Here is a 19587-nt window from a genome sequence, read left to right as displayed (position 1 = left end):
CCGTTACACGCCCAGTGGCCGTCGTCCGACGAACCACGCGTATCTAGATAGGCTCACCGCTCCCTCTGACAGCATGATGTGGCGGCCAGGCGTCGACCACGAACAGAAGCATGAGCTCGGCGGCGTGACGTTCACTCGGGAGGCTTGACATCATCGGGCCCATTACAGAAGCTCGAGCTGAGCGCGACAAGATCTGATGTCCTGGTTCCGCGCATTCGACGGCCCTATCCCGGCATGAAGAACACCTTCCAGCTATTCACGAATTTACGCGGATAAGGCGGCTGTGCTATTCAACTTTCATGAATAAAGTTCCCGAAGCGCTCGCTCCAGACGGCGAGCCGTTCGTCGTTGAGGGCTACTATGACGGCGTGCCCTACAGGTTCGTTGACGGTACGACGATCGACGCGGTCGTGCGCGGAGAGGTCGTTAGGTTCGAGTCCTTTGAAGAGTTCGTGCAGCCGTCGGCTAAACCGGGCGCCAGATATCGGGGCAGCCTCGTCTTTGCAGCTCAAATATGTGTCTGTTGGGTCTCGGCTTTCTTCGTTCGAATCTATTATTCCTACATCCTCGATGTGCACCCCCCGGCGTTCGGTCAGGCCGCTAACCTGATCCAGATCTTGCCCTTTGTTTGTCTGGGCTTCGTGTTCCTGTTCGCCCGAATCAGTTTCGGGTATTTCGCTTGCTATTATTTTTTCAGTGTTCTTTTGACCTATGTGACGCTCACGGAGGCAACTTCAAGCTGGGAGATGCTGGCCGCTGCCGCAGCGTTATTTCTGCCGGCGATGTTCCTGCCGCTACGCCGGCCTCCGGTCCCTGAGCTTTCAGTTGGTTTGCTGCGAAAGCTGTTGATTGGCGCTCTCGCGCTTAGCGCAGTGGTTCTTATCGCGGCAGCGCAATATCATTTCAAATTCGTCAGTTATGAGAACATCTACTTGCACCGGTCGGGGATCGTGCTGCCGACGCCACTCGCGTATCTCATGGGCATCGTGACTGGCGCTCTGCTCCCGTTTACCTTCGCGTGCTTCGCGTTCTCAAGGCGGTGGTTAGGAGCCGGCGCCGCTCTTGCGCTCCTTTTCCTAGGCTATCCAATAATGCTCACAAAGATGAATCTTCTCGCCCCGGCCTGGATGTTGTTCCTGTTGCTGCTGTCTATGTGGAACGGGCCGCGCGCGACCGTGATGCTCTCGCTGCTCATCCCAATGGTGGTTGGGCTGCTGTCGATTTCCCTAGTCCTGGTCCCCGGGCTACCCGATGACTATCTCCCTATCTTTGGGCTCTTCAATTTCAGGCTGATCGCGGTTCCGGCTATTTCCATAGACCTCTACGACCGCTTTTTTGCTACCCATCCTCTTACGTATTTTTGCCAGATATCATTTTTGAAGCCCCTCCTTCATTGCCCCTACAGCGAGCAACTGGGCGTCGTGTTGGAGCGCGAATATCGGTTTGGTACACTAAACGCCTCTCTGTTTGCCACGGAGGGGATCGCGTCGGTGGGGCCGCGGTTAGCGCCGCTCAGCGTCTTCGGTTGTGGCTTGGTACTCGCCTTCGGCAATGCCTGCTCATCTCGACTCCCCGCTCGCTTCGTAATCGTCTCTGGTGGGATGGCTGTGTTAGCGCTGCTCAACGTTCCCCTGTCTACCGCACTACTGACGAGCGGACTTGGAACTCTCTTCTTGCTCTGGCTGGTGATGCCGCGAGCCTATTTCGATCGGCCTGCCTCGGGGCCATGTTGATAAGCTAGCGCCCTACCCATCCGGCATAACGCGCGTGTGGAAGCGCCCAAATGGTTCACACACGCCACGCGAAGCCGCCATGCAGGTGCTGATCCTGGTGGCGGAAGGTGGTGGCCCGACGATGTTTGCCCGCATCGGAGTCATGCGAGCGTTGAACCGCCACTATGTCCCGGAGCTCAACCCGAAGGGCAAAGAGCCCCATTGGGGCCGTCGCAAGCTGAAGAGGGATCAATGATTGTGAGGTCTGCCGGTATATGAGCCGGCAGACCTAATAATTCGCTTCGAATCATTGGCAGCTGCAACTGCCACTCATCTGTAAGCTGCTTGATTTACAGCTTTTCCCAGCATCGTTTCCAACGCAGGTTCCGGAGCACGCATTGTTGCGTTTGGCACATAGTCGAACTCCGCTTTAGGGCGTCCTGCTTGGCGATGGCTGCTTCGCCCATTTTGTCTATCGTGTCAGCTATGTTGATTCTACGTTGCGCCTCGAGCTTTTGCGCACATTCTTCATCGCCGTGGCACTCCTGCATGAACAGTTCAAGCGTCGTCGTGAACTGAAATCCCGGCCGCGTCGCAATGTAGGCGACACAACCCAGACTGATCGCGAGGCCGATGCAAATGAACAGCCGCGACGGCATTTGTTCCCGCGCTCCTTTGATGGCAGGGACGCGTGTCGGTCGTTGTTGGTCGCCGAAACACTACGGCGTGTAAAATCCCAGCCGTAAGGCCCGCTCCTCAGTTAGGCAGGCCATTGGCAGGTCCCGGTGAGCCCTTAGGCAATTTTTGTACAATCGCATCTCGATCGCATCGTCGAGCAGGCCGAACATAACGAGCAGCGCGAGCGCCACTCCGCCCGCCATCCCAACCGAATAAATTGCCGCGCGCCGCACCTGCGACGCACGGGAAAATTCTTTGCCCACGGAAATTGACTGCTACCAACGACTGCACGAGCGTAAAATACTACTTCTGCCCAACGTCACGGTTCGGGTCAATCGCCGATCTGGAGGAGCGGGCATAAAAAACCCGCCGACCGCGTGAGCCGGCGGGAGTTTGGACTGTAGATTACGCCCGGGTGTCCAGGTCGTGGACGGGTTATATCACGAACGCCTTTGCGCTAAGCGTCAGCGCGCATGATTTCGGAATGCTCTACCGCAAGCGTACGATAGTGCGCGGCCATCTCCCGATAGTGCGCTCGGGAAATTGCATCCTTTGCCTCGTCCGCACGCTTTTCAAACATGGCCGCGCGGTCTCGAAGGTCTCCGGGGTTGGCCATCAACGATCTCCTGAGGTCCAACTGCCCACCCAACCATAACTATATGGGCGCTAGCGGCGCTGGAGCCAGTCGAAATCTCGTGACATCACGGGAATGGGTTTGGTCGAACCGCGGATGAAGCAGACCGCCGGCGGGTCAGCGCTTCGCTGCGTTGCCAGCCAATTCCATCGCGAGATCTAGAGCTGCGACTCCAATTTGGTCGGTGGGACGCGATCGACAGCGCTGGTCCGTCCACGCAACTATCGCTGTAAAGTCACCGCCTCCGACAATTTCTCTATCGCCGCTAACATTCAGACCACTGATGAAGCCAACAACCCAGGATTCGAAAGCGCCTTTTACTACCGCGTTCTTGGTTCTGTTCGTCCAAGCCGAGCACGACTGCGAGCCGGCACCCACGATGGTGGCGCCGGCGCGGAGCGGATTGGTTGGCAGTAGTAGCAAGGCGACGACCGCCAAAACCCTCATCATCAGAACCGGTAAGCTGGGTGTAGAAGACCAGCCTACCGATCTAGGTCGCTCTTGTCAGCCGCAGTAAGACAACCCGAATGCTGGCCACTGCCGGGCACGCTTCCGGTGCAGTCGACGGCGGCGCTTCATTGGTCCCGCTCCGCCAGGATGCGGCGGATCTCGGCCTTCCTGACCAAGGAATGCGGCTCAGCTCTGGTCCGGGTTGCTAAACTAACGGACAGTCCACCGCTGATTTGGTAAAAATCCCATCCCCTTCCGGGCGAAGCTTGCGCCCGGTTCATGTCGTGGGGTGCTTCCGGAGACCTGAGCGGCTTTTGCTGCTTCTGCGCTTAGGATCGCGTCAATCGTACTTCTTGCCACGACGCTGGACACATGGACTGACGGGTTGCTGTGTAGATCGCCTGGAGGCACTCTTGCCGATGTTATTCCGAAATCCTCCCTGATGTCACCGATGGTAGCGGTCACCCGTTCTTCGAACGACCCATAATCCGAGTTGGCCGGTAGAATAATGAAAGTGGATAGAGACTTCATGCGAAGCGTCGACACGATCGTTTGTCGATGTGCGAAATCGACGCTCCTGTAATTAAAGTATCCGATGCCCTCCTTACGACTGCCATCGCAGTAGCTCTCATCACTATCGAAGCCCTCCAAGCAGAGTGCGTACAATTCGGTTGAAACTGGCTTCAGTTTGATCAAACTATCGAAGATGCCAATATAGTTGTCGTATTCGTCCTTGGTCCGCGGCCGAATGGCAACTAGGTGATTGGACCCAGTTCGGCCGCGGATAAGGACAAAGGCGTTGGTCAATAGACGTGATCGCCCCGTCCGCACAAAAATACTAGGCTGCGCCTCGCCACGGAGTTGGACAGGTTGGCTGAGGAAGCCATAAAACGAGGCGGTATCTTCGCTCGATACGAGTGATGCTCTTTTCTCAGGGCTTCCCCACTACACAGGGTCCTGATGAACGATGTCTTCCGGAATCTCACGCAGAAAGCTCTGCCCTTTTTGTAGACGGCGTCCGAGTGTCTCGACAAAACCTTCAAAGCGTTCCCGGCCTTTCAATTGCGCGGTTGCCTGCGCGTCGTTGGGCAATGGCGGCGTGATCGTCAACCAAAAGCGAATGAATAAAGCTAGTGTCTCGGCGGTCAAACCGACGTCGCGCTCTAGCCTCTGCATCTGGCGTGAAAGATGATCAAGGCGGCGTGTAAATGCTGCCTCCCTCCTGTCGGCGCCGTCTGGCGACAGAAACGAGGCCACTGCGGCTTCCACGATCGCCGACCTAGAGAGTTTCTTGCGATCGGCAAGATCCGAGATCTGCTTGAGCAGCTCAGGAGGGAAATAGACGTTCATACGGTTGCGCATTGAACCTCACAGCTCCATACCGTCATTTGGGTCCATGGTCACCTGGCGGGCTAGGCCGCGCATTTGCTGGCGTAGTAGACGAGACTGGCGGATCGCATCATCGTCATCGTCAAGAACTGCCGCAAATTCCTCCGCCGGGGTCGGTTCAGTCACCTCCTTGGCGATTGCAACGTGATCGGGAAGTTCTGGTTCAAGACGGAGCCCGCTGTTGGCCGTGTCCTCCGTGGCACCGCCGGCAAGGGTGGCCGACCCCGCCGCTGTCGTAGGAAGCTGACTCGTGGACCATCCGTCTATTCGCAATGACCGGCCGGCGGTGCTTGGGTCGGGCGGTGGCATTACCCGCTCGGTGAACCGCCGATCTTCGTAGTAGCGCACCTTCTTCGCCCGGATTGGCGCTATGCCTGCGACCATGACGATCTCATCTCCTGGCGGAAGCTGCATCACCTCGCCAGGGGTCAGTAGCGGCCTCGCGGACTCCTGCCGTGAGACCATGAGGTGCCCAAGCCAGGGGTTCAGCCTATGCCCGGCGTAGTTCTTCGTCGCCCGCATTTCGGTCGCGGTACCCAACGCATCGGACACACGTTTGGCGGTGCGCTCGTCATTCGTGGCAAAGCTGACGCGGACGTGGCAGTTGTCGAGAATGGCATTGTTGGGTCCATAGGCCTTCTCGATCTGATTGAGCGATTGCGCGATCAGGAAGCCCTTGATGCCGTAGCCCGCCATAAAGGCGAGAGCGGACTCGAAGAAATCGAGACGCCCAAGCGCCGGGAACTCGTCAAGCATCATCAGGACTCGATGCCGCCGATCACTGACGTGCAAATCCTCGGTCAGGCGGCGGCCGATCTGGTTCAGAACCAAACGGATCAATGGCTTGGTTCGCGAGATATCGGAGGGCGGCACCACGAGGTAGAGCGAGGTTGGACGGGCATCGGCAGTCAGGTCCGCGATGCGCCAGTCGCATCGGCGCGTCACCTCGGCCACCACCGGATCGCGATAGAGACCCAGGAAGGACATCGCGGTGGACAGGACGCCAGAGCGTTCATTCTCCGATTTGTTTAAGAGCTCACGCGCGGTCGAGGCGACTACGGGATGAATGCCCTGGTCGCCGAGGTGCGGCGTCGTCATCATCGCCTTCAAGGTCGCCTCGATCGGCCGCTTCGGGTCGGACAGGAAGCCAACCACGCCGGCTAACGTCTTATCCGCCTCGGCATAGAGGACATGAAGGATGGCGCCAACCAGAAGCGAGTGACTGGTCTTCTCCCAGTGGTTCCGCTTATCGAGCGAGCCTTCGGGGTCGACCAGTACGTCCGCGACGTTCTGGACATCGCGAACCTCCCATGCCCCGCGTCGAACCTCCAGGAGCGGATTGTAGGCTGCAGATTTTGGGTTGGTTGGGTCAAACAGAAGAACCCGGCCCTGCCGCGCGCGGAAGCCGGCGGTCAGCTGCCAGTTCTCACCCTTGATGTCGTGCACGATGGCCGAGCCGGGCCATGCAAGCAGCGAGGGGACGACCAGGCCAACACCTTTGCCAGACCGCGTAGGCGCGAAGCACAGCACGTGCTCTGGACCGTCATGGCGGAGGTAGTCACGGTCAAGTTTGCCAAGCACCACACCGTCCGCCCCGAGCAGGCCGGCCGCCCTCACCTCCTGCGCCTCCGCCCAGCGAGCCGAGCCATAGGTCTCGACAATCTTGGCTTCACGTGCCCGCCGGACCGACATAAAGATCGCCACTGCAATCGAAGCCAAACTCCCCGAGGCCGCGACAAAGGCTCCCTCAACAAACACCCCGGGCGCATAGGCGTCATAGACAAACCACCACCAGAAGAAGACCGGGGGGTAATAGACTTTGAAGCCCGAAAGCTCGAGCCAGGGCCGACCAAGCTCTGGCTGATAGCCCAACCGCCAAGCGGTCCACTCGGTCGCGCCCCAGATGGCCAGCAGAACGATCGAGCCGACCACGAAAATCTGCCCCCAGAGGATTTTGGTCCCGGACATTTTGCGCAACCTTCACAAGTCAATTTGAGAGTTAGCTAGAGGCCCAAGCCGCGTTTGCGGCCAAAACCCCATTCGATGCCGCCGCTGTCCTTCACGACCCCGGAGACATGCTGGCCGAGCCGGCTTTCGAGTTCGCGGGACCAGGGCACCAGTTGAAACCCGAGCCCATTGTCGATCATGGCGAACCGTCCCGAGGTCAGCGTCAGCCGCTGGCGATACGTGCCGGCCACATGCTCACCGGAAGCGGCCTTCACCTGAGGCAGGCCAGTGTCGGCCGAAACCCTTGCGCCCACTCCGTCCAGTTCGCGCCTGCGCAGCGTGTCCAGGAGGTCGCGCTGCAGGATGACGCGCCGGCCCTGCCGCCGCGCCAGACCTTCCTGAACCAGATGCTCAATCCGAGCCTCCATGGCATCGCGGGTCTCGCGGCCAAAGCCGCCCATGGCTAGCGGCAAATGCTCGCGCTCGACCAATCGGTGATCCAGCCATGTCGCGCCTTTCGCGTCGACCTGCGCGCCGAGATCGAAATCGGAACGGGTCGCGAGCACCAAAGTGGGACTGGGATCGTCGGCTTGACCGAAGCGCCGTACCTCGACAATTCCGCCGATTGGCGGAGCATTTTCGAAGGCTTCGATCCCGCGAAGGCGGAAGTGGTGCGCGCGACCGTCTGTTCCGTCGATCACGGCGTAAGCCTCGCCGGTGAACTCGTCATGCAATCCTCGATCGACCAGCCGCCCGATGATCGGGTTCGCTGGCCGTCCGCCTTCGATGACGAAGTCCGAAACACCTCGTGCTTCCCGACGCTCGGTGAAGGCACGGTGCATGGTCTTGATGATGTCGCCGCGCATGCCGAGGTCGCGCAGGCTGCGCTCGGCCTCGAGCCCCACCATCCATTCTCCGGGCGCAGCTGGCGCGGCAAGGCCCATCTTCTTCAGATGCTGTAGGCGGCCCACCATCAGGCGCCGGATTTCGGGATCCGAGCTGCCAGGGGGGTCAGGGCGAAGATCGACATAGCCGGCTTCGTCGGCGGCCAGCCAGATCTCCTGATCGAGCCGGGTCCATCGCTCTGCAATCACTTCCCTCTCCAGTGAATCGCGGATTTCGTGCTCGGGCTTCGGACCTAGTTCGATCGCAACCAGTTCCTCGGCCTGCGAACGAAGGCCACGGCTGATGTAGTCGCGGCAGATCACGAGGTCGGCCCCCTCCTCATCGACTCCCCGAACGAGAAGATGGATGTGAGGGTTGTCTGTGTTCCAATGATCGAGGGCCGCCCAATCGAGCCGCGTACCGAGATCAATCTCCATCTGCTTGGCCAGGTCGCGGGTGAACGCTCTGAGGTCGGTCATACCGCCGGCATCTTCGGGCGAGATGATGAACCGGAAATGGTGGCGGTCGTCCTGACACCGCTCGGCAAAGGCCGCGCCATCCGCACGGTCGCCGGAAGCATCGAACACACTGGCGGGCTCACCACTTCGGGTGACGCCGTCGCGCTTCAGGTACGAAAGATGGGCCGTCAATGGCGCTGAGCGGAAGGATCGCCCCTTGTGGCGAACAACACGCGCCTTCACGACAACACGTCGGGTCGGGCTGGACAACCGGCTTCGGCTGAAGGCTAGCCTGCCGCGGCCAAAGGTCGAGCGCCCATAGGCTGCTGACCGTCTGCCGGAGGCAGCCTGACCCGAGATGTGTCCAGCCTTCTTGGCGGCACGTAACACCTGGCTGATGAATGTTTTGAGCTTGGGCGCGCGCGTGCTGCGGATACGCCCAGGCCGGACACGCAAGTCGCTATCGCGAACGGTCATATCCGGCCCTCAAATGGCGCAATAGCACCCACAGTGCCGAAGATGTCTTTGATTGCATTGCCCAAAACGCAGAGCGCGGCACGCGTACCGACCGACCGGCACGCCAGAACCCAAGCCATGCCAATGGCTTGCGGTTCGACCGGTGAGCCCCTTTTATCTCGCCATCGCCCGTCGTATCTCCTACCGATCTCCAAGTCTCCGCAGACTTCTTCGAGCAGCACATGACTATTCGCAAGATTGCGTAACGGGTCATCGCCCCTCTCCCGCATCAAGCCTTGCGACAAACATTCCGGTTGGCTTCGGAACGATCACCGACGGCGTGTGCAGTCTTGACGCGGTCGGTTGCTGCCGGCCGGCGGCGCCCATTCGGTCAGATTGTGCAGGAAAGATCGGCGAAGCCAACCATAGACGTGCATCGGCAGGCGACGTCGAAGCGGATGCGGCGTCCAACTCAGCAACAATCCTGCTCACATAGCCTCGCGTCTCAATCGGCAAAGTGTCGCCCGCAAGATGCTGTTCGTAACGCACCGGCCCGGCGTTGTAGGCTGCGAACGCACCCGGAAAGCCGTAGTGGTCAAAGAGCTCTCTTAGATATGCCGAACCAGCCAGTATGTTGTCGTGCGGGTCGTACGGATCATTTCCCAGAGCATAGCGCAGGCGAAGTCCGGTCCACGTCGCTGGCATGATCTGCATCAGCCCTATTGCGCCCTTGTCCGATTTGGCGCGCGCATCTCCAGCGCTCTCGATCCGCAGGATTAATTGAATCCACTGCACGGGAATGGCGAACCGCTGCGCGGCTTCGCCGACGAAATGCTCGAACCGGCCGGTGGTCTGGCCCCTCGTCGGATGCGCGACCTCTTGTTCGTCGGCGCGTGCAAAACGACAGTCTATCGACAGTGCGAACAGCAGTGGCACGACGGCCCAAGTGCTCACCCACCATAACCCCAAGCATGCCACCGTGCTCGCGACCGCCCAGGGTAAAGCTGCTTCGCGCCGGCCGTTCGGCCGCCCTGGACTGCCGCTGCGCGCGACGGCATTACAATTTTCGGTCGGGACGGAGGAATGGTGCCGCAACTGATCGAACAGACGAATGACAGATCGAAAGTATGGAAGGACCAAGATCATTCCTCCCAGGTCCACACGGGGCGCGCACGGCCGATCACAGCCGATGCGGGTAGAACGCCGAAGTAGCGGCCATCCAGCGAGTCGTCAGACTGCCAATTCATGAGGAAGAGTTCGCCCTCGCCGACGGCTCGACAACCCTGCCAGTTCGGCAGAGGTCGGCCTCGCCCGTCGCGTTCTCGTGCCTCACCCATGACGATGGCGTCGACCGAGATTGAGACACCGTGCCTGCAAACCGTTTGTCCGGGCAGCGCCAGTACCCGCTTGAGCATGGGGACGCCGATTGGCAGATAGCCGTTCAGATCAAGAATGGTCGCAAGCGGCTCGGGTGGCCGAACCGCCACCAACTCTGTGACGTAAAACTCTTCGACGGATCGCAAGCGGTAGAGCCCAATCGCGACACTCGGCGATGCGTTCCAGATGTAGAGCGGGCTTATGTCTGCGATCACCGTTATGGCAAGCGCAGCCACTCCCGCAGATGTCATGGTCAGTGTCTTCAGGCCCCCCATCATCGCATGATCCTCTGCCGATGGAGCCAAGCCTGATGACGAGCCTTCGTATACGCGCGCGGGTTTTCGTTGACCGAGAGCCGGTTGTGAACGTGCTGCCAATGATCAGGGGCGACATCCGCCGGATTGATGCTAAGAGCCTCAATGGCGTCGATCGCCTGCAGCACCCGTTCGACTTTTTGCCAGCCGACCAGCCGCAGCAAACTCTCCGCCCCGGGCTTCACATAGGGCACGGTCGAGCAGCGCTGTCCCGGCGCGACCGCTCGCAAGACATCGACGCGCGAAATGAGTGTTCCAAAGTCGTTGGACGTCCAGCGGACGAAGGCAAAGATGCTGCCCGGCGCGAAAGACAGGATGCGCCGCGATTGATCGATCCTCTGCTCCTCAGCGATGCGACCGAAGCGAACACGATTCTCGATACGCTTCTCGAGCCACAGCACCTCTACTTGCGTGAGATCGCTCATGCAGCGGCTCCCTCGGTTTGGAGGCCACACTGTCGTTGACGAACGAGCCCATCACGGGCTTTGGAGCGGTCCGTTAGAAGAAATCCGAAGTATTTCCAGTTAGTAGAGTTAGAGCGCCAGGAAAGCGCAGAGAAACAAGCCCCTGGGCCCGATTCCGGTCCCTGATAGCACGAGGATCCGGTCCCCGATGGCACGAGGGTCGTGGTCCCCGATAGCACGAGCTGATTCACAGATTGTCCTCCGAGTTTGGAATGAGACCGCGCTTACGAAGTCTCGCAGATAGCGCCGCCACGGCGATGGGCTTGAAGTTCGACAGTTCAGCCCCGTTCTGATCGCGCGTGGGGACTAGCTCGTAGCCGGGCATCTGCTGGCTGACCACTTCGCGCACATCGTATGCAAAGTGCTTGAGCGGAGAGAGGCCGCCGGACCTGGCATGGAGATGCACAAGGTCAAAGCTCCAGCCACTGCCTGACGACCGCCGTGCTGGCGGACGAGACGATAGAGCCATCGGTCAACTCCGCCCGTCAGATCGAAATAAGCGCGATCAACCGCCAGCACGAACGCATCATCGATGACGCCGGCATAGAACCAATCCGGCAGGATCAGTTCGAGCCCGAGTGGACGGCCGTTTGCATCGGCTGTCCCCCGCCACTCGTTGATCCACGAGAAACGATGACGCCGCCGCTCAGTCGGCTGACGGATCGACGTCATCACCGTCGTCGACTGCAGCCTGTCGAGACCGGCCTTCAGCCAGGCATAATCTCGCGCACTCGTCCCACGGCCCACAAACGTCAGAATCTCGTAAGGCGTTGCAGCCATCAACCGAGAGGTCCTTAAGCCGGCATCACGAGCTTCGACAATCTGGGACGCGGCCCAGATCAGTGCGTCAGCATCCCAAATAGTGGCCATGCCGTGCTCGGGCGCGGTTTCGACGCGAATGGAGATTGACCCGCCACGAAAATCGATCGGCACAATCCGCTTCGTTTTTGCGAGCGAGAAGAACGGATATGCCTTCTGATCCTGCGCATCGCGGGGCGCCAGATCGCCGGGCAATGCCCGAAAGAGTTCGAGCTGATCGCGCTCGGAACGGTGTTTGTGCCGCATGATCTTTGCTTCCGACGTGAATCAGCGGCGTTCCTGGCCCGCATACGGGCGTAAGCCTGACTGCTTCTTGGCGGGCAACACCGTCCCCTTGCCGGGATCGGACGTCGACGTCTTGGCGCCGCGATCGGCCCAGGCTTTCAGATCGTCCAAAGCGTAGACGACACGTCCACCGATCTTCCGATAAGTCGGCCCAGTCCCGTACGTCCGATGCTTCTCTAGCGTGCGACCGGAGAGCCCGAGATAGCGCGCGGCCTCCGGGGTTCGCAGGAAGCGCGGTGGTAGACCAGCCATCAGATCGGGCATTTGAGAACTCCAGGGTGACACTCGCAGCGCGCGGCGGTGCCGGCTTGTGTGCGGTCATCATGGAGAAGGGCGATGTCGGAGGGGGATGCCGGAGATTGATCGGGCCGTTTTCGATCCCCCTAGAGAGAGGCGCTAGAAGTCTTTGCGCACCGGTCGCAATAGTTTGCGATAGCCGCCGCGCATTAACGCGGCGCCGCTCTGCACCAGACGGATAGTTCGATTGCGAAGATCGTGCGTTTTCCACGCACGATCGGGGACCCGCTTTTGGCCAAAGAGTGTTGCCGCGACGACGCGATAGGTGCCGCCGGCACCATGAACGTCGAGCGCACGCAGGGCGGCGCTCAAGCGCTCGCGCTTCTGCTGGGATAGCTCATGAAAGGCCTGGCCGGCCGGCCGTCCATTCATGGCGCGCCACAACCGTCGCGCTGCGTAGGCCCGCGCCTCGAAGTCGCGATCGAACGGCAACTCGGTCACGTAGTGGGCGCCGATACTCGGCGGTTCCCTCGACCAGACGCGATGGTCGACCGCGCCAATGCGCAGCACCGCGTGCCAACCATCATTCTCGCGGCGCAGCTGCCCGGCCGCAAGTTCAAGGGGTCGCGGAGATACGGCCATTTGATCGAGAGATGGCGGCGCTACTGCGATTGGAACGACTGTCGGAAGAACCTCGGGCGCCCAATAGATGGTCTCTTCCCCGAATGACCGCCGAGGGTCATGGGCGAAAGCAGATACCCCACTTCCTCCTGAATTCGGGCGTCACTTGACCGTCCTGGCTCCTCGCAATCATCGCGTCGTAGTCGCGTTGATAATCCGTATTGCGACGCAGGCATTCCCAGGCGATGTCGGTAATTTCTGCATCTTGAAGGCTTCGGTAGGACTCCGGCGAGCGCCAGTCAAACTCAGGCATGACTTCATTCCATTGCACGCAACCAACAGAGATTGCGGCGCAATAATTGTGATCGATTCGGTTGTGGGAAGTCCCTATTTGAGCACCATGTGGTGCTCCAGGTGCACCACGGCTCAACGGGAGAAAGGGATTTTTAGCCAAGTCTTCGCGGGGATGGATTTCTTCTAATTTGTGCCCTTGCCACGAAATAGACGCCCCTGTTCGGACATCCACTTAGCGCGAGAAAGATGACTTCGGTAAGCGTTGAGGGCGCGGTCCGGCTCACTGTCTGGATCAATATGTAAGACTATTCGGGCTACTTCCCGCCAGTCAGCCCCCTCACCTTCCGCCTGAAGAAGCCGAACGTAAGTTATTGCGTGCTGCTCATCGTACGATGTCAGCGCGGGTTCGGTGGGAGCCAAGTCAGCCACGTTGGGATCGAGCGGCGGAGTCTGCATGATCTCACAGTTAGAAGACTAAGCCGAGTTTACTGGTGTAACGGCTCATGAAAACGCGCTTTGTTAAGTATATCGAGGTGCAATATACTGAGCAAGCGGCATCCTTTCTCGCATGGATCTGCGGGAGACATTCGCCACAAACTTGCGTCGTCTACGCAATGGCAAGGGATGGTCTCAAGACGAACTTGCGTTGGAAGCCAAGATAAGCCGGAGTTATTTGAGTCAGCTTGAAAAGGGCGTGTACCACGTCAGCATCAAGGTCATTGGTCGTCTCGCCGATAAGCTGGATGTCGAACCTGATGAGTTTTTAAAGCGAACCACTAAAAGAGCTCGCGCCAAATAGGCGCCGCTTGATTCGCGAGCCGGGCCGGAGGCCCGGCGGGCCCCCGGACGCAAGTAGTCGTCCGTGAAGAATGCGGATTGATCTGAGAAATAAGCAGAATTTGTCTTGATGTAGTATTCGATTTTGCAGGAAAGCGGGGTGTTGGACCTCGCTTTCTTGCGTTTTAGGATTTTGCTTTTGGGCGATTCGTGATTCCCTGACGGCGTCGTCGACATTGGGGAATGCGATGAGCAAGCCGAGGGATGATCGCCAGAAAGACCTGTTGCTTCCGGCGCTTGATCAGATCATCGACATGGGTCATCCGCTGGTGCGGTTGGCAGCGCTGATCGACTGGAACATCCTGAATGAGCGCTTCAGTTCAGTGTGCCAAGCAGGGTCGGGCCAGCCGGGCTTGCCGACGCGGCTAGTCGCCGGCCTGTTCATTTTGAAGCACATGCACAACCTGTCAGATGAGGTGCTGTGCGCTCGCTGGATCGAGAACCCCTATTACCAATACTTCTGCGGCGAATTGAGCTTCTGCCACCGTCTGCCGTTCGATCGATCGTCGATGACACGCTGGCGGCAGCGGCTCGGCGAGGAACAGCTCGTCGCCCTGATCCAGGAAAGTCTTTCAGTGGCGCACAAGACCGGCGCCATCGGTCCCAAGGACCTGGAACGGGTGGTCGTCGATACCACAGTGCAGCCCAAGGCGGTTGCACATCCGACCGACGCGCGGCTGCTGCATCGAGCAATCACCAAGCTGGTCGGGCTCGCCAAGTGCAACCGTGTGCCGCTACGCCAGAGCTATCTGCGCCTGGCCAAGCGCGCCGCCATCATGACCGGCCGCTATACCCACGCCCACCAGTTCAAACGCGCCCGGCGGCAGCTCAAGTTCCTGCGGACACGGCTTGGCCGGATCATCCGCGACATCCGCCGCAAGATTGATGGCGATACGGTGCTGGAAGCTCGCTTCGGCCCGTTGCTCGGTTTAGCGCAGCAGGTGCGCAGCCAGGATCAGCATCAGCGCGGTCCGAAGGTCTATGCGTTACATGCTCCGGAGGTTGAGTGCATCGGCAAAGGTAAAGCCCGCGCGCCCTACGAGTTCGGCTGCAAGGTCAGCATCGCCACCCCTGTGACGTCTCCGAAGGGCGGCCAGTTCGTGCTCCATGCCAAGGCCCTGCATGGCAATCCCTTCGATGGGCACACGCTCGGTCCCGTAATCGCCGACATGGAGAAGCTCACCGGGGTGGAGACTCGCCGTATCCACGTCGACAAAGGATATCGCGGTCACAACCACCCGCATCGGTTCAGGGTCTGGATCTCGGGTCAGGTCCGCCGCGTCACAGCTTCCATCCGTCGCGAGATGAAGCGTCGCGCGGCTGTCGAGCCTGTCATCGGCCACGTCAAGGCCGAGCACCGCATGGACAGAAATTATCTCAAGGGACGCCTCGGCGACCGCATCAACGCTGTTCTCGCCGCCGCCGGCTATAACTTCGGTCTGCTGCTGCGATGGCTCGCAGAGCTCTTGCGTGTCATCATCCGAGCCTTCTTCGAGACCGTCCCGGCTCGAAACACCGCTTGAGCCGGGCGCCGCCGCCAGTTCTTCACGAACGACCAAGTATGCGTCCGCGCCGCCGATCTGGCTTGCCGGTCGGCGGCGACGCACCCCCTTAGGCGGAAAGCCGCGCAGCCCTACCGACTGCGCGACTTATCCCATTAGATGGCACGCTCCATCAAACGCTTTGCCTTGCCTTCGAGTTCAAGACGCGCGTCCTGATGAACCTTGCCGCGCGCGAACGCAGTAATCCCCTGCACGAAGTCGAAGATGATTTCGGGCTTGCGGCGTTCCTCGCACAAGATTGTCTCGATGATCTTCGTGGCGTCGGACTTAGAGAACCCACCCTTACGCAGGAAAGTCTCGCGATCCTCGTCGGTCCGGGCAATGATCCGCTCCCGTGCGGCCTTGATTCCCGCCACGAACGGCCCTGGCGAGGAATTGGCAAAGCGGGTCAGTGCTGGCGCAGCTTCATGGGCAAACCGCTGCGCCGCGAATTTCGAATGCCGGATCGTGATTTCCTCGAAATTCTCCACGCCCCACAGGTTACGGTTCATGCAAACCGCTCGGAGATAGAAGCTCGCGATTCCCAGTGTTTTGCTGCCGACCTCGCTATTCCAGCAGTAAAATCCCCGGAAATACAAATCCGGTGACCCATCCGCCAAACGTCCTGCTTCGATTGGATTCATATCGTCGACCAGAAACAGAAAGACGTCCCGATCGCTGGCGTAAAGCGTCGTCGTCTCCTCGGTGATGTCGATCAGGGGATTGTAGGTCATGCTTGACCAATCTAGCACACCCGGGACCTTCCAGCGCGTATCACCCGTGCCAACGCCCGCGATCTTCATGACGGCAGCCACAAGCTCATGGTCCCAGATGCGGCCGTAGTCAGGTCCGGTGACTGCGCGAAGCTCGATCCATCCGTTTTCGGCCTCCAAGGTTTTCACGAGCTCGGCGCGATGAGACAGCAGGCCGTGTTGCAGGTTGATGGCCGATAGCGCGGCATGAAGTTGCCGCATGTAAGAGGTCGGTGCGCCGACGAGCGTGCACAATTGACCAAAGCTCCAATGTGTCGGCGCCACGGACTCGTCACGTCCCGGCACAACCAGAGCCAACCGCTCGGGATTGTCCCGACTCGCTTCCACCTTGATGGCCCGGCTTTCCACGGTTCGCGCTTGCGCACGCTCTGCGCGACCGCGTACCACGTCATAGAGGTCCGGGAGATTCAGATAGCGTTCGTCATCTGGCCGAGCAAACCACTCGGACGATACGCGGCCGATCCGCTGGCCACGCGATACATCCACCCGGAAGCCCGCGGTGGCAGGCGGCTCGTTCTGAGACACAGACATCATGTTCACGGTCTTATTCCTTTGGGCCGAGGTTGAAGCGCAGCGCTGCGCTGCAACCCTGCCCGTCGGCGAGACCTGGGGTAGCAAGGGCCAGGGCGGCAGGACCGGAGGGGACTCCCCACCTTTTGCAAGAGCCTTCTTCTCGCAAGTTCGCTCAAACATTTGCAGCTTCCCGTTCTCACCTTTGGGCAGGGTGAAGAGCGCAACATCGCGCTCGAAGCCCTGCCTCGCGGCGAGCAGCGGGTGTGCAAGCGGAGCGAGTGCCTTCGCGGGGAACCGGCTGCAGGGAGCGTAGATATCTGTCGCCGATCGCGTCAGTGAGAAGCGACCGAAGCTGGGCGGAAGGCACTCCGCAGCGCGCTGAGGGCGGAGCCCTAAGCCTTCGCCGCGGGAGCGCAGCGACGCGCAAAACAACGCCGGCACGGCAACAACACTCCAAGTGTCATCGCTCGCAGATGTGAAGAAACGACTGGTTACATCCGGGCCTGTCGTCGTCGCGACGCTACGCAATTTGGAAGCTTCGCGTCTCGCCGACGACAGGATCAGGCCGCAGCGGACTGCGGCGGTCGGCCGTTGTCGAAGAGTTCGCCGGTCCTGAGCATGGCACAAGCAACGCCAATCAACCTGCTGCCGATTGATCGGAGCGCGCGAGCATGGGAATGCCCGCGCTTGCGTAAGGCGGCATATCGATTGCGCGTTTGGAAGTCATGCAGCACCGCAACGCGTGCCCAATGATAGACAGCGGTCCTCAGACGGTGCGGACAAGACTGCCTCATGACCACGACAATTTGCTTACCGCTGCGTCGCGTGACGGGCACGACGCCCGATAATCCCCGAAGCGCCTGAGCGTCTCGGCGAACGATCGCATCGTGTCCTTCGGACAGAAGTGCCGCGAGGACGATCGTTCCGATTCCAGGCATCGACCGCAAGATCTCGGGATCGGCGTGAGGCGCGATGCCGGTCGCTGATGGAAGTTCGGCCACCGCCGAACACAGGCGCTCGAGTTCCTTCATGGCAAGCTTCATCTGCTGCATAACCAGCCGCAGACGGCCTAGAATGAGCTCGCAGTGCGCCACGCAGGCCTCCGTCACACCGGATGCAACAGATATCGGTGTGCTGCGGAGATGATTGAGCAAGGTGTCCGCAGTCCACCTCTTTACCCTGCTCTCCTTAAGGCGCCTTGCGATCGTCGACGTCCTCACGGCGCGTGCCCTTGCCGGCGTGGGGATCAGATCCCAAAGATCCAATATCCACTGCTGCGACCAGTCTTCCGCGAGCTCAAGCATTTGCGGGAAATAGCGCCAGAGCTGATGACGAAAGCGGTTGGCCAGGCGATTGCGTTCGGCAGACAAGTCCTCCGTCATGCGCGACCACTCACGTAGCTGAATGATCGTCGGATGCACTGGCTCCAGGAATCGATAGAAACGGCTATCGGTCCGCAGAGCATCAGCGAGCACGAACGCGTCGAGCCGATCATCCTTGGCGCCGGCCATGGTGAAGCGATCTCGAAATCGATCGAGCTGCTTTGGATTTAGCGCATGAACCAGGAAGCCCGAATCCATCAAGCTCTCGACGACGGGCCCATGCGGGACCTCGATGCCAATCGCGATCCGGCCTGGTTCAGCACCCGTCGTGCGCTGGATCCAGTCTGCCAGTTCAGCCAACCCGTCACCGCTATGTTGGAACGAACGATGGCCGAGTTTTGCGCCTTGGGCATCCAATGCGTAAGCGTAGTGTGTCGCCGATGCCCAATCGACACCCACGTAGGCAGCTATGTCTTCATTCATTCCCTTCCCTCCTTCGCAGTCGGGCAGCTGCGATCTTCGCCGGCCCTGTTCTGGCGCTCAATGGCGCAACTCCCCACGGGGCGTCGAACGCAGCTCATCCGTCGGGGCACTCGTCCCCTCTGGGCGCTCACGGCGCAGGATCACCAGGTGGCTCCCAACGAATCAGCCCGTAGGCCAACGATAGCCCCGTGAGGAGCATCCTGATTGGAACAGGGATCACCCGCCCAAAAGGGGCGCGCTAATCGAGCGCGCGTCTGCACGCGCCCTGACGACCTTGGTCGTCAAGAGATCATGGCGCGGAAGTCCGGGGATACCGGTCCTGTCGGCACGCGTCAGCGTGCTTCACCCTTGCCCGCGCGAGGGCCGAGCCCTTAGCAATTCTCTTCAAGAGAAATGCTCTCCCCTACTTCCCTGCATAGCGGCAAAAGAAACGCAAAAAAAGCCCCGCCTCCGGAGGAGGCGGGGCCGAGGATCTCCGGGGGATCAGTCGCCGTTGTGGCGAGACCAGATCAGGATGAAGCCCTCCTCGCCTTCGACTTTCACCAGCGAGGCGTAGATCGGCGCCGGAAAGCTCGGATCGTCCAGCTTGACCGAGAGGTATTCGCGATCGCTGTCGCGGGCGGTCTTCTTCCAGGCCGCGCCGAACTCGGTCACGCCGGCGAAGATGCGGTAGTCGGGCGCCTTGTCGTTGTCCTTCTCGAAGGCGGCGAACCTGGCCTTGATGTTCAGTGTCAGCGTCTTGATCGAGCCGATGTAGCCGTAGTCCGCAGCGGTGAAGGTGCCGATGATAGCCATGGTAGTCTCCGTTGGTTGTTCGGGCCGCGTCCATCGCGGCCTCGATGGCGATCTTTGGCCCGGGGAGCGATCGGCCCGCAGCCGTCAGGCCCGCAGCACAGCGGAGGACGGCGATAAGCCTGCTTTTTTGTCTTCCGCGAGGAATGCCGCCTCTTCGCGGCAGGGAAAAAAGCAGGCGCAGCCGTTGCGGGAAGGCGATCGAGGCTCTTGCCGGTCCTCGGGCCTGATCAGCCCATTCGAGGTTGCGTTGGCCGCGCCCTTGAACGATCTGTCGGAAACAACATGACGGCCGGTGCTGGTGCT

At 60.2% G+C, this 19587-nt stretch carries 19 protein-coding genes and 1 pseudogene; 4 read left to right on the top strand and 16 right to left on the bottom strand.

What is annotated here, in order from left to right; genetic code table 11:
• Nucleotides 1-299: 299 nt before the first annotated feature.
• A complete protein-coding gene (locus AB7531_RS13715) occupies nt 300-1733 on the top strand; it encodes a hypothetical protein (RefSeq protein WP_063982119.1) in 1434 nt (477 codons plus the stop codon).
• A gap of 79 nt (nt 1734-1812) precedes the next feature.
• Entirely contained in the window at nt 1813-1968 is a 156-nt protein-coding gene (locus tag AB7531_RS13710) for a hypothetical protein (protein ID WP_166099961.1), read from the top strand.
• 94 nt (nt 1969-2062) lie between these two features.
• On the opposite strand, the gene AB7531_RS13705 is transcribed toward AB7531_RS13710, so the two are convergent.
• From AB7531_RS13705 to AB7531_RS13645, 13 genes and pseudogenes are all read right to left on the bottom strand, one after another.
• Nucleotides 2063-2371: a hypothetical protein gene (locus AB7531_RS13705; protein ID WP_063982118.1), complete on the bottom strand. Its 309-nt coding sequence runs from the start codon at nt 2369-2371 to the stop codon at nt 2063-2065.
• A 476-nt stretch (nt 2372-2847) separates the two neighbouring features.
• Nucleotides 2848-3006, bottom strand: a complete 159-nt coding sequence (locus AB7531_RS13700) for a hypothetical protein (RefSeq protein WP_187388000.1) — start codon at nt 3004-3006, stop codon at nt 2848-2850.
• 1413 nt (nt 3007-4419) lie between these two features.
• On the bottom strand, nt 4420-4836 hold the full coding sequence (locus tag AB7531_RS13695) for a CopG family transcriptional regulator (RefSeq protein ID WP_063982117.1): 417 nt from the start codon (nt 4834-4836) through the stop codon (nt 4420-4422).
• Between the two features lie 6 nt (nt 4837-4842).
• Nucleotides 4843-6831 (bottom strand): conjugal transfer protein TraG, encoded by a 1989-nt coding sequence (locus tag AB7531_RS13690; RefSeq protein WP_063982116.1) that lies wholly within the window; start codon nt 6829-6831, stop codon nt 4843-4845.
• A 35-nt stretch (nt 6832-6866) separates the two neighbouring features.
• Nucleotides 6867-8630 (bottom strand): relaxase/mobilization nuclease domain-containing protein, encoded by a 1764-nt coding sequence (locus AB7531_RS13685; protein WP_063982115.1) that lies wholly within the window; start codon nt 8628-8630, stop codon nt 6867-6869.
• Between the two features lie 249 nt (nt 8631-8879).
• Nucleotides 8880-9563, bottom strand: a complete 684-nt coding sequence (locus AB7531_RS13680; protein WP_245328600.1) for a lytic transglycosylase domain-containing protein — start codon at nt 9561-9563, stop codon at nt 8880-8882.
• Nucleotides 9564-9751: 188 nt separating this feature from the next.
• The gene (locus AB7531_RS13675; protein WP_038958605.1) at nt 9752-10264 is read right to left on the bottom strand and encodes a S26 family signal peptidase; all 513 of its coding nucleotides are present in this window, start codon (nt 10262-10264) and stop codon (nt 9752-9754) included.
• Nucleotides 10261-10725, bottom strand: a complete 465-nt coding sequence (locus AB7531_RS13670; RefSeq protein ID WP_038958604.1) for a DUF2840 domain-containing protein — start codon at nt 10723-10725, stop codon at nt 10261-10263. The genes AB7531_RS13675 and AB7531_RS13670 overlap by 4 nt, the downstream gene beginning before the upstream one ends.
• Nucleotides 10726-10951: 226 nt before the next feature.
• Nucleotides 10952-11829, bottom strand: a pseudogene (locus tag AB7531_RS13665) (replication initiator protein A).
• 21 nt (nt 11830-11850) lie between these two features.
• Complete coding sequence (locus AB7531_RS13660; RefSeq protein ID WP_038958603.1) at nt 11851-12132, bottom strand: helix-turn-helix transcriptional regulator; 282 nt, start codon at nt 12130-12132, stop codon at nt 11851-11853.
• Nucleotides 12133-12264: 132 nt separating this feature from the next.
• Entirely contained in the window at nt 12265-12747 is a 483-nt protein-coding gene (locus AB7531_RS13655; protein ID WP_080584124.1) for a DUF2285 domain-containing protein, read from the bottom strand.
• A gap of 97 nt (nt 12748-12844) precedes the next feature.
• On the bottom strand, nt 12845-13039 hold the full coding sequence (locus AB7531_RS13650; protein WP_038958601.1) for a transcriptional regulator domain-containing protein: 195 nt from the start codon (nt 13037-13039) through the stop codon (nt 12845-12847).
• A 164-nt stretch (nt 13040-13203) separates the two neighbouring features.
• Nucleotides 13204-13476 carry a DUF2285 domain-containing protein gene (locus tag AB7531_RS13645; protein WP_080584123.1) on the bottom strand — a complete coding sequence of 91 codons (273 nt, stop codon included), beginning with the start codon at nt 13474-13476 and terminating at the stop codon, nt 13204-13206.
• 112 nt (nt 13477-13588) lie between these two features.
• On the opposite strand from AB7531_RS13645, the gene AB7531_RS13640 reads away from it, so the two are divergent.
• A complete protein-coding gene (locus AB7531_RS13640) occupies nt 13589-13819 on the top strand; it encodes a helix-turn-helix domain-containing protein (protein WP_038958600.1) in 231 nt (76 codons plus the stop codon).
• 226 nt (nt 13820-14045) lie between these two features.
• A complete protein-coding gene (locus tag AB7531_RS13635) occupies nt 14046-15380 on the top strand; it encodes an IS5 family transposase (protein ID WP_063982113.1) in 1335 nt (444 codons plus the stop codon).
• Nucleotides 15381-15514: 134 nt separating this feature from the next.
• Here AB7531_RS13635 and AB7531_RS13630 read toward each other — a convergent pair whose 3' ends face one another.
• The 3 genes from AB7531_RS13630 to AB7531_RS13620 form a co-directional block, all read right to left on the bottom strand.
• Nucleotides 15515-16705, bottom strand: a complete 1191-nt coding sequence (locus AB7531_RS13630) for a DUF932 domain-containing protein (RefSeq protein ID WP_187388056.1) — start codon at nt 16703-16705, stop codon at nt 15515-15517.
• 539 nt (nt 16706-17244) lie between these two features.
• The gene (locus tag AB7531_RS13625; RefSeq protein ID WP_063982112.1) at nt 17245-18489 is read right to left on the bottom strand and encodes an IS110 family transposase; all 1245 of its coding nucleotides are present in this window, start codon (nt 18487-18489) and stop codon (nt 17245-17247) included.
• A gap of 483 nt (nt 18490-18972) precedes the next feature.
• A complete protein-coding gene (locus tag AB7531_RS13620; RefSeq protein ID WP_063982111.1) occupies nt 18973-19284 on the bottom strand; it encodes a DUF736 domain-containing protein in 312 nt (103 codons plus the stop codon).
• Between the last annotated feature and the right edge of the window lie 303 nt (nt 19285-19587).

The sequence above is a fragment of the Bradyrhizobium sp. 63_E2_N1_3 genome, from assembly GCF_052076005.1.
GTDB classification, from domain to species: Bacteria; Pseudomonadota; Alphaproteobacteria; order Rhizobiales; family Xanthobacteraceae; genus Bradyrhizobium; species Bradyrhizobium barranii.
The sequence above is the reverse complement of the archived record's forward strand: the minus strand, read 5'-3'. Positions and strand labels throughout refer to the sequence as shown.